The organism is uncultured Thiocystis sp. (genome assembly GCF_903866365.1).
Taxonomy (GTDB): domain Bacteria; phylum Pseudomonadota; class Gammaproteobacteria; order Chromatiales; family Chromatiaceae; genus Chromatium.
In genome coordinates this window covers 1-9,986 of record NZ_CAIPNF010000293.1, presented here as the reverse complement: position 1 = coordinate 9,986, position 9,986 = coordinate 1, and the positions used below count along the sequence as shown (strand labels likewise).

The 9,986-nt window shown below is 61.5% G+C and carries 12 protein-coding genes and 1 pseudogene; 8 read left to right on the top strand and 5 right to left on the bottom strand.

Annotated features, from left to right (window positions below; all coding sequences use genetic code 11):
* The 8 genes from QZY07_RS16760 to QZY07_RS16725 all read left to right on the top strand — a co-directional run.
* A partial coding sequence (locus tag QZY07_RS16760; RefSeq protein ID WP_295405212.1) for an N-6 DNA methylase occupies positions 1-183 on the top strand: 183 nt, incomplete at its 5' end.
* Complete coding sequence (locus tag QZY07_RS16755) at positions 180-1,409, top strand: restriction endonuclease subunit S (RefSeq protein ID WP_295405209.1); 1,230 nt, start codon at positions 180-182, stop codon at positions 1,407-1,409. The genes QZY07_RS16760 and QZY07_RS16755, both read left to right, overlap by 4 nt.
* Positions 1,410-1,455: 46 nt before the next feature.
* Entirely contained in the window at positions 1,456-1,650 is a 195-nt protein-coding gene (locus tag QZY07_RS16750) for a type II toxin-antitoxin system VapB family antitoxin (RefSeq protein WP_295405207.1), read from the top strand.
* Positions 1,650-2,042 carry a PIN domain nuclease gene (locus QZY07_RS16745; RefSeq protein WP_295405204.1) on the top strand — a complete coding sequence of 131 codons (393 nt, stop codon included), beginning with the start codon at positions 1,650-1,652 and terminating at the stop codon, positions 2,040-2,042. The genes QZY07_RS16750 and QZY07_RS16745 overlap by 1 nt, the downstream gene beginning before the upstream one ends.
* 16 nt (positions 2,043-2,058) lie before the next feature.
* Positions 2,059-2,478 (top strand): type II toxin-antitoxin system MqsA family antitoxin, encoded by a 420-nt coding sequence (locus QZY07_RS16740; protein WP_295405201.1) that lies wholly within the window; start codon positions 2,059-2,061, stop codon positions 2,476-2,478.
* A complete protein-coding gene (locus tag QZY07_RS16735) occupies positions 2,478-3,491 on the top strand; it encodes a Fic family protein (RefSeq protein ID WP_295405198.1) in 1,014 nt (337 codons plus the stop codon). Before QZY07_RS16740 ends, QZY07_RS16735 begins: the two co-directional genes overlap by 1 nt.
* A 35-nt stretch (positions 3,492-3,526) precedes the next feature.
* On the top strand, positions 3,527-6,742 hold the full coding sequence (locus tag QZY07_RS16730) for an HsdR family type I site-specific deoxyribonuclease (RefSeq protein WP_295405194.1): 3,216 nt from the start codon (positions 3,527-3,529) through the stop codon (positions 6,740-6,742).
* Positions 6,739-7,482: a SprT family zinc-dependent metalloprotease gene (locus tag QZY07_RS16725; RefSeq protein ID WP_363184384.1), complete on the top strand. Its 744-nt coding sequence runs from the start codon at positions 6,739-6,741 to the stop codon at positions 7,480-7,482. The genes QZY07_RS16730 and QZY07_RS16725 overlap by 4 nt, the downstream gene beginning before the upstream one ends.
* A 46-nt stretch (positions 7,483-7,528) precedes the next feature.
* On the opposite strand, the pseudogene QZY07_RS16720 reads toward QZY07_RS16725, so the two are convergent.
* The 5 genes and pseudogenes from QZY07_RS16720 to QZY07_RS16700 form a co-directional block, all read right to left on the bottom strand.
* A pseudogene (locus QZY07_RS16720) lies at positions 7,529-8,126 on the bottom strand (RtcB family protein); the annotation flags it as partial.
* A gap of 149 nt (positions 8,127-8,275) precedes the next feature.
* A complete protein-coding gene (locus QZY07_RS16715; RefSeq protein WP_295405215.1) occupies positions 8,276-8,530 on the bottom strand; it encodes a hypothetical protein in 255 nt (84 codons plus the stop codon).
* Positions 8,531-8,581: 51 nt separating this feature from the next.
* Positions 8,582-8,875, bottom strand: a complete 294-nt coding sequence (gene mobI, locus QZY07_RS16710) for a conjugative transfer protein MobI(A/C) (RefSeq protein WP_295405190.1) — start codon at positions 8,873-8,875, stop codon at positions 8,582-8,584.
* 209 nt (positions 8,876-9,084) lie between these two features.
* A complete protein-coding gene (locus tag QZY07_RS16705) occupies positions 9,085-9,432 on the bottom strand; it encodes a hypothetical protein (RefSeq protein ID WP_295405187.1) in 348 nt (115 codons plus the stop codon).
* Positions 9,432-9,986: ISAs1 family transposase (locus QZY07_RS16700; RefSeq protein ID WP_295405185.1), on the bottom strand; the 555-nt coding region annotated here is incomplete at its 5' end. The genes QZY07_RS16705 and QZY07_RS16700, both read right to left, overlap by 1 nt.

Here is a 9,986-nt window from a genome sequence, read left to right as displayed (position 1 = left end):
GCCAGCCGCGAAGAGATCGCCGCGAACGATTACAACCTGAACATTCCGCGCTATGTCGATACCTTCGAGGAGGAAGAGGCGGTCGACATCGGCGCGGTGCAACAGGAGATCGCCGGGATCGAGGCCGAATTGGTGCAGGTGCGCGGGGAGATGGCGGCGGCGTTGCGGGAGTTGGGGTTGTGATACCAAAGGACTGGGAAAAGAAACCAATATCCGAGTTTGGTCAAATCCAAGGGGGACGTCAGCGTTCGCCAAAGGCTAAAGGCAAACTGCGGCAGTATTTGCGAGTAGCCAATGTCTTCGATGGCTACATCGACACATCCGATGTGCTTGAAATGCCTTTCACGGATGCTGAGCATCTCCGTTTTCGCCTGCGCACTGGTGACATACTGCTTAACGAAGGCCAAAGCCTTGAACTGGTTGGAAGGCCAGCAATGTATAAAGGCAAACCGCCTGATTGCTGCTATCAGAACACCTTGATCAGATTTCGGCCGGGGCATCACATCGATGGCAACTTTGCCCTGAAAGTTTTCCAGTATTGCCACCACACGGGCAAATTTTCTGCAATCGCCTCGCGCACTACTTCGATAGCCCATCTTGGCGTTGAACGATTCGCTGGACTGCCAATTCCAGTTCCGAAATCAATCGCTGAACAGCAAAAGATAACGGAAGCAATCGATTATTGGGACCGCGCCCTCTCTATCACTGAACGCCTGATCGCTGCCAAGCTGAAGCAGCGCAAGGGACTGATGCAGGAACTGCTGACCGGCAAGCGGCGGTTTCCGAGATTTTCGGAGCCGTGGCGGGAGGTCCATCTTGGAGCGGTCACGACCGAATCCCTGGACCGCAACAGCGGGCGTCTTGGCCGAGAATCGGTGCGCGCGGTCACCAATTCGGCCGGCATGATCCCCATGCGCGCGCAGACGATTGCCGGGGTTCTGGACCGCTACATGGTTGTCGAGCCACGCGCCTTCGCCTACAACCCGATGCGAATCAATGTCGGCTCGCTGTGCAAGTGGCCCGGCGACGAACCTTGTCTGGTGAGCCCGGACTATGTGGTGTTCAACTGCAAGGCGGGTGAGCTGGACGCGGATTACTTCGACTATCTGCGGCACACGCACCGCTGGGATCACTCCATGCAGGCAGCGGGCAATGGCAGCGTCCGGGTGCGGATCTATTACGATGACCTGGCATCGCTGCGATACGTCATCCCGCCATTACCTGAGCAAGTCCGAATAAGCACTTTTCTCCGTAGCCTGGACCGCGAGCTTTCACTCCTCCGCGCCCAGCTCGCCGCCCTCAAAACCCAAAAACGCGGCCTGATGCAGCAACTTTTGACCGGCAGGGTCAGGGTTTGCCTTCCAGCGGTTTCTCAAGCGGCTTTAGCCTGTCCTGAAGAACCCGCGTAATCGCGAAATCGCCACCCCATCCACCACTCGCCCCCCAGAGGACACCATGCAAGCACAGATTGTCGTTGATGATCGATTGATGAACGAAGCCTTGCGCGTGACCGGCCTTCAAGGCGCTGAAGAGGTCATCGAAGTGGCCTTGCGGGAACTGATCGAGCACCGCCGCAATGATCCACTTGCCCGCGCCTTTGGGCAAATGCCTTGGGATGGCGAGCTCGATGCGATGAGGACGGATCAATGATGGTGGTCGATTCTTCGGTCTGGATCGACTATTTCAACGGCCAGCCGACTCCACAGACCTTGTCTCTGCGCGATCAGGTCGAGCGCAGCCGAATCGTCGTTGGCGACCTGATCTTGTGCGAGGTTCTGCAAGGCTTTCGGCGGGATCAAGACGTGAAATCCACGCGCGAATTGCTGCTCGGCTTCCAGTATCGCGAGTTGGTTGGCCAACAGGTCGCCTTGGACGCGGCCTGTCATTACCGGACGTTGCGGGCGAAGGGCATCACGGTTCGGAAAACGATCGATATGCTGATCGCGACCTTTTGCCTGCGCAACGACTTCGAGTTGCTGCATGCGGATCGCGATTTCGACCCTATCGAAGCGCACTTGGGTCTGCGTGTCGTCCAAGCATAGGAGGTGGCAACGAATCATGGCCGAGCAATGCAGCTTCTGCGGCAATACGCACCTGACACCGAAGACGACCCGCTACATCCATGACCGGAATGGCGAGATGCTCGTCGTGGAGCAGGTTCCCTGCCTCGAATGCGACGATTGCGGCGAGCAGTATTTCGAGATCGCGGTCTTGAAGCGGATTGAGGCCGATCATCGGGATATCGCCAAGCACCGCAAGCAAGCAAACAACCCGGTTGGTGCAGGTTGTCGTGCGGAAGTTCGAGTCGCCGGCACGGTGATGCGCGCGACGGCTCATGGCGATTGGCCGCACCGATTGCAGAGCATCGCTCATACCGGCATCCTTACCGGTAACAGACCCGCCACGCCTCTCCGTACCGGCTCGCCGATACGTGACGCGCAAACCTGGCGGGTATTTTTTTGGGGCGGCAGGCGCTGATGCCTGGACAATCGACCTATCGACCGCCCTATACCATCACCCAGGAGATCCTGAACCGGGCCGCCTGGATCAGCGAGGCCATCGGGCGACTGACCCTGCTCACCGATCCGGTTCGGGCGCTCCGGCTGCGGCGCGTCAACCGCGTCCGCACCATTCATAGCTCGCTGGCCATCGAGGGCAATACGCTCAGCGAAGCCCAGATCACGGCCATTCTGGAAGGTAAACGGGTGATCGCTCCCCCGCGCGAGATCCAGGAGGTGCGCAATGCCCTGACCGCTTACGAGCACTTCGACGCTTGGCATCCGGAGCGCGAAGCCGATTTGCTGGAGGCACATCGGATCCTGATGTCCGGCCTGATCGACGAGGCCGGCACCTACCGGCGCAGCGGCGTCGGCGTCATGGCGGGGGCGCAGGTGATTCACATGGCACCGCCGGCACACCGCGTGCCCAACTTGGTGGCGGATCTGTTCGCCTGGCTGGCAGGCAGCGACGCCCACCCCTTGATTGCCAGTTCGGTATTCCACTACGAATTCGAGTTCATCCATCCCTTTGCCGACGGCAATGGTCGCCTGGGACGGTTGTGGCAAAGTCTGATCCTGGCGCACTGGAATCCGCTGTTCGCGGACTTGCCGGTGGAAAGCCTCGTGTTCGATCATCAGGGCGCGTATTACCAAGCGTTGCAGGCCAGCACCGACCAGACGGATTGCGCGCCTTTCATCGCCTTTATGCTTCAGATGCTCGCGGAGGCGCTAGCCACCATCAGCCCCCAAGTCGCGCCGCAAGTCAGCCCCCAAGTCGGCGCGCTGCTGCGGGCGCTCCAGGGTGAAATGACCCGCGAAACCCTGCAAGCCGCTCTGAGTCTGCGGGACCGCAAGTCGTTTCGCGCGCGGTATCTCCAGCCCGCCCTGGCCGATGGGCTGATCGAGATGACGATTCCAGACAAGCCCAATAGCCGTTTGCAGCGCTACCGTCTGACCGACCAGGGCCACCAGTGGCTGGATCGGCAGGATTGATGACCTATGGGATCGAATTGCACAGGAAAACGCTCATGGAAACTAACCCCTACCTCGAAGACCTCGACTCCAAGATCCCCGCCATCCAGGTGCTGGAGTCTCTCGGCTGGACCTACCTCACCCCGGATGAGGCCCTGGCGCTGCGCGGCGGCCGACCCGATCAGGTGGTCTTGACTGGCGTCCTGCGGCCCTGGCTGGAAGCGCACGCCCGCTTCGAGACGCGCGGCAACACCTATCCGTTCTCGTCTTACAGCCTCGACGAGGCATTGCGCCGCCTGACCACGGTCCCGTTCGATGGGCTGATCCACACCAACGAGACGATCTACAACCTGCTGACGCTCGGCACGAGCCTCGACGAGACCATCCAGGGGGAGCGCAAGGGGCGCTCGCTGAGCTTCATCGACTGGGTGCACTGGGAGCGCAATGTCTTCCATGTCACCGATGAATTCGCGGTGGAGCGCAGTCGCTCGAAGGCGACCCGGCGGCCTGATCTGGTGCTGTTCGTCAACGGCATCCCTTTCGTCGTGATCGAGTGCAAACGCCGCGACCAGGATCAGGTCGGCGGCAAGCCACAGGTCAAGGTCGCGATCGGCCAGCTCATCGACTACCAGCAGCCCGACCAGATCCCACATCTGTTCCAGTATGCGCAGTTGATCCTGGCGACCTCGGTCAATGACGTGCTGTTCGGCACCGTCGGCACCCCGGAGAAGTTCTGGTCGCACTGGCGTGAGCAGGACGAGAACACGGCCGCGGCGCGGGAAGCCGCCAATCACCCCTTGAGCCACCACGCCAGCGCGCGTTTCCTGACGCCGGGCGGCCGATTGGAACGTCCGAAAGACACCATCCGCGAACATCCCGCGCTGCCCTATTTCAACGCCCTGCTGGACGGCGGCGAGCGCCTGCCGACCGAGCAAGACCGCGTGCTCTGGGCCATGCTGCGTCCGGCGCGGCTGCTGGATTATGCCTATGGCTACGTGCTGTTCGACGCGGGCGTGCGCAAAGTCGCGCGCTACCAGCAATTCTTCGCGGTGCGGGAGACGCTGCGGCGGGTCATCGTGCTGCGCGAGGGCCGCCGCCTGGGGGGTGTTATCTGGCACACCACCGGCAGTGGCAAATCATTGACCATGGTGATGCTGGCCAAGGCGTTAGCCTTGCATCCGGCCTTGGCGAACGTGCGCATCCTGCTGGTGACCGACCGGATCGATCTCGACAAGCAACTCTGGGGCACCTTCCAGGCGTGCGGTAAGACCGCCAGGCGGGCCAAGAGCGGACAGCACCTCTCCGAGCTGATCCAGGCGGGTTCGGTCCCCGTCATCACGACCGTCATCGACAAGTTCGAGACCGCGGCGCAACGCTACAAGCTGAGCGATCCGGACCCCAACACTTTCCTGCTGGTCGATGAAGGGCACCGCAGCAACTACAACGAGACCGCAGCATTGATGCGCCAGGTCTTCCCCAACGGCTGCTACATTGCCTTCACCGGCACGCCCCTGACCAAGAAAGAAAAGAACACCGCCAAGCGCTTCGGTGGTTTCATCCACAGCTATCCCATGCGCCAAGCCGTGGCCGATGGCGCCGTCGTGCCGCTGCTGTACGAGGGTCGCGTAGCCGAGCTGGAACTCCAGACAGACACCCTGCAACGCTGGTTCGAGCGCGTGACGCGCGATTTGAACAAAGCGCAGGCGGCCGACCTGAAACGGCGCATGGCCAGCGATGGCGAGCTTTCCCGCGCCGCGCAACGGTTGAAGATGATCGCCTACGACATCGGCGAGCACTACCAAAAGAACATCCAGGGTACCGGTTTCAAGGCCCAACTGGCCGCCGACTCGCGCGAGAGCGCTATCCGCTACCAACAGTTCTTCGAGGAGTTCGGCGTGGTGGAGAGCGCGGTCATCATGTCCAAGCCCGATCTGCGCGCCGAGAGTCAGTCGGTCAAGGCATTCTGGCAAGCGATGATGGACCGCCATGGATCGGAGAAGCATTACAACGAGGACACCCTGGCGTCCTTCTCGCGGGCCGACGGGGTCGAGATCCTGATCGTCATCGACCGGCTCTTGACCGGCTTCGACGAACCACGCAATCGCGTCCTCTATATCGACAAGCCGCTCCAGGAGCATTCGTTGCTCCAGGCCATCGCCCGCGTCAACCGGCTCTACGAGGAGAAAGATGCTGGCCTGCTGATCGACTATCGCGGTGTGCTCGGCAAGCTGAACGAGGCCATGCGCACCTATGACACGCTGGCGGAGTTCGATCCCAAGGACGTCGATCTGACCGGCGCCTTGACCGATATCCGCGTCGAGATCGCTCGTCTCCCACAGCTCCACACCGACCTCTGGGCGGTCTTCAAGGACGTCAGGAACAAGCAGGATAAGGAGGCCCTGGAACGCCATCTAGCCCCCGAGGACGTGCGAGCGGACTTCTACGCGGCATTGCGCGCCTATCTCAAGACGCTGGCGGTCGCACTCGGCAGCGAGGCATTCTTCGAGCAGACCCCGGAGGCGCGCATCGCGCAATACAAGCGGGATCTCAAGTTCTTCGTCCAACTGCGCCGCTCGGTGCAACAGCGCTATGCCGAAACGTTGGATGACAGCGCCTACGAGCAGCAGGTACGCAAGCTGATGGACACGCACATCCAGTCGCCGGACATGACCGTCATCACCCCGCAAGTCGACATCTTCAATGTCGATGCCTTTCAAGCGGAGGTCGCGCGGGTCGAGGGCAAGGCCGCCAAGGCGGACACCATCGCCAGCCGTTTGAAACGAACGGTCACCGAGAAGATGGATGAGGATCCGGTACTCTACAAACGCTTCGTCGACCTGGTACAACAAGCCATCGACGACTACCGCGCCGGGCGGATCGACGAATTGGAGTATCTCAAGCGGATGCAGGACTATCACGCGGCGATCATCCAGGGGCGAGAGGAGGCCATTCCGCCCGCGCTGCGCGGACGGCGCACCGCACAGGCGTTCTTTGGCGTGGTCGGCGAAGCGATGGAGCACGATTCCCAACGCGACGCCGACACCCGTACCCAGCTCGCCGTGGACATCGCCCTGACCATTGAGGATCTGATCGCGGCACGCAGCATTCGCGACTGGGTCCATAACGCGGACGTGCAACAGCAGATGACCGATGCCATCGACGACTATCTGTTCGAGCTGCGCGACACGGCCGGCCTCACCTTTGAGACGGCCGACATGGACGGGATCATGGATCGCTGTCTCGATATCGCCCGCAAGCGAGCGCACCTGTGAGCACGGGCGCGGAAGTGGAGACGCCCACACGCGACTGCGTTCATTGGGGCCGCACCGCGATCCATTATGAAATCAGCTATCGGGCGCGCAAGACGCTCGCCATCTCAGTGCATCCGGATCTACGTGTGAGCGTTGCCGCCCCGCTCGGCGCCGATCCCGAAACCATCCGCGCCAAGGTACTCAAGCATGCCGCCTGGATCCGCGCCCAGTGGCGCGAGCTTGGACTCTATCTGCCCAAGCAACCACCTCGGCGCTATATCAACGGCGAGACCCATCGTTACCTGGGACGCCAGTACCGGCTGCGTGCGGTGCAGGGACCAGAGAACAGCGTGAAATGCTTGCGTGGTTATTTCCACGTCACCACCCGTCTGGAACCAACGCCGACCGTGGTTCAGCGACGCCTCGAAGACTGGTTTCGCGATCGTGCCGAAATCGTTTTCGGTGAACGCCTTGAGGTTTGCCAAGCCCGCGCGGCGCGTGAAGGCATCGCGCGGCCGGTGCTCAAGATCAAGCGGATGCTCAAACGCTGGGGTAGTTGTGCGATGGATGGGACCATCACCCTGAATGTAGAGCTGATCCAAGCGCCGAAGGACTGTATCGACTACGTCATCAAACACGAGCTTTGCCACCTGAAAGAGCCTCATCACGGGCCGCGCTTCTGGGCGCTATTGTCCAAGCTGATGCCGGATTACGAACAGCAACGGGAGCGATTGAATCGAGTCGCCGCGCAACCTGCTTGAAGGTATGCACCACCTCGACGAGATCCGCCTGGTTGGCCATGACCTGGTCGATGTCTTTGTAGGCGCCAGGGATCTCGTCGAGTACGCCCTTGTCCTTGCGACAGATCAGCCCCTCGGTCTGCGCCGCGAGGTCCGCCTCGGTGAACTGCTTCTCGGCGGCGGTACGGCTCATGCGCCGCCCGGCGCTGTGGGCAGGAACAAAAGCTGTCCGGGTTGCCCAGACCACGCACGATGTAGCTGCGTGCGCCCATGCTGCCGGGGATGATACCCAGATCACCCGCCCGCGCTCGGATCGCGCCCTTGCGGGTCACCCAGACATTCGCGTCGTCATGATGCTCGCGGTCGACATAGTTGTGATGGCAGTTGACCACGTCCGTCATCACCGCAAAGGCCGGGAGATGGCGGGCCAGCGCCGCCAGCACCAACGCCATCATCTGGTCGCGGTTCTCGCGGGCATCGGCTTGCGCCCAGGAGACGGCGGTGACGTAATCGTCGAAGTGCGCGCTGCCCTCCGGGAAATGGGCCAGATCGCGGTCGGGGAGCTGGATAAACCAGCGTTCCATGTCGCGCCGGGCCAGCTCGATGAAATAGGTGCCGATGGCGTTGCCGATGCCTCGGCTGCCCGAGTGCAGAATGACCCACACCTGGCTGACTTCATCCGCTGATCGCGCATCTCCAGGTGCGGGACGTGGATGCGTGGCACTGGCTCGACGTGACGCGCGCCCTTGAACGAGGCTGCGGCTGATCGCCCACTTCCCGCCCCACTGAGACTTGAAACGCGCCGCCTGTGTGTTCAGGATTGAGCACCGGAGCCGCCCCAATCGCTCGCCCGCCAGGATTCCACGCAATGCCCACCGAACCGAACACGCCAGTGACCGTCGTCGACATTCAGATGCCACCCGTGATGGCACCCCGCGCTCGTGCTCGCCCGTGCGGCGCAGCTCGCGCTTGAGGTCTTGCCGGTGGCGTTCTTCGGCAGGGCGTCGACGAGTTCGATGCGCCGAGGTAACTCGTGGCGGCCGAGTCGGGACCGGCACCAGTCCTTCAGGGCGCGCGTGTCGAGGTCACCCTGACCCGGCGCGGCAATGACGGCACTCGCTCATGCCGCGTTCGGATCGTCCAATGCAGCAAACTTCATTGTTTTGAGCGGCGCTTGAACTTCTTGCTCAATCAGTCTGAAACGCATTCGAATGTGACTGAGATGCGATTGAATCGTGCGCAGTTGCGCAAATCGCGGTTCATGACGATCAATCAAGTCTTTCTCCCAGTCCGTGAGATGGCCAAAACTTCTGAATGAATAGCCATGACGAATTTTGCCATCGCGATCCTTGCCGCGCTTGAGATAGTGCGTGCGTTTTAGTCCTTTAACGCGATACCACTCAATCTGAAACATGCCAGGTCCTGACTTGAATGGCACTGATTTAAGCCCTGAGCCATTATAAAACATGGCGTTATCGTAAGCGGCCAGATGCCTGTTCCGTGCTACTTTTTCGGATGTCCATTCTTGCGTACCTCCGCTCTCGCCGCCTGACGTGGCTGGGTCAGCAACGGATAGGATTTCGGTCGGCGTTTGCGCGCCCGTGGCTCAATGCGCCCCGAGCGTCACCCCACGCGTGGCTCGGCGATCAAGACGAGCAGGGCATGGAGGCATACCCCCTCGTGGGCAACGCCCGCGCGCGGCAGCCAGGCGATCCAAATCTGCAGCGTGTGCTTGAAGCTGAGCTGGCGGGGAATCTGATCGGCCAGCAGGGCGGCTTGGGCCATCAACAACCGGATGAGATTGTCGGCCAGCAGAGAGACCCACAGCGCTTTGATGGCCATGTCCGGGCTCTTGCAGCGCAGATGCTCCATGCCAAGCGTGGTGTTGATCTTTCGTCGATCCAGCTCCACCTGCCAGCGCTGGCAATCGAGCGCCTTGAGCACGCGCTTGGGCGTCCAGGGCAATCGCATCAAGCGCTGCTAATATTAGCGGGTACCGATGTGTCAGTGTCGCCCTTCCTCTGAGGCGACTCGAAGAGCAATTTCGACAGGTAGGACTCGTCCCAACCGGCTTTCAAGCGTTTGTTCTGGATGCCGAGCTTGGTGCCGTCATTCTTGAGGCGCGAGAGAGCGAGGTGACGCAGGACGGCGAGATTCTCGCGTGCCACCGGATCGCGGACACGGCACTCATCCTCACGAAAGGAGAGATCGAGGTTCCCATGCAACCCGTTTTCGATGCCCCAGTGACCGCGGACCGCGTGGGCGAAGCGAGCGGCGCTCGTGCCGATACTGCCAATGAAAGAGCGGGTCTCGACCGAGACCTTGCCGGCGACCTCGCGGCGCGATTCGACCAAGCCGATCCTGTTCATCGCCTCCCACAAGGCGCTGCGCGGCACGCCGGAAAGATCACCCAGGGTCCGGTCGCGACGGGTTTCGAGACGGCCATGTCCCCGCTCGACGGTTTCGAGGAACGCCGACTCGACGCCGTTATCGTCTTTCGCATCGGCGTCGATGAACGCCTCCTC

Coding starts and splice junctions, on each gene's coding strand:
- QZY07_RS16745 (WP_295405204.1), top strand. CDS start 1,650: ATGGTGGTCGATTCTTCGGTCTGGATCGACTATTTCAACGGCCAGCCG.
- QZY07_RS16705 (WP_295405187.1), bottom strand. CDS start 9,432: ATGCGATTGCCCTGGACGCCCAAGCGCGTGCTCAAGGCGCTCGATTGC.
- QZY07_RS16740 (WP_295405201.1), top strand. CDS start 2,059: ATGGCCGAGCAATGCAGCTTCTGCGGCAATACGCACCTGACACCGAAG.
- QZY07_RS16735 (WP_295405198.1), top strand. CDS start 2,478: ATGCCTGGACAATCGACCTATCGACCGCCCTATACCATCACCCAGGAG.
- QZY07_RS16750 (WP_295405207.1), top strand. CDS start 1,456: ATGCAAGCACAGATTGTCGTTGATGATCGATTGATGAACGAAGCCTTG.
- QZY07_RS16730 (WP_295405194.1), top strand. CDS start 3,527: ATGGAAACTAACCCCTACCTCGAAGACCTCGACTCCAAGATCCCCGCC.
- mobI (WP_295405190.1), bottom strand. CDS start 8,875: ATGTTTCAGATTGAGTGGTATCGCGTTAAAGGACTAAAACGCACGCAC.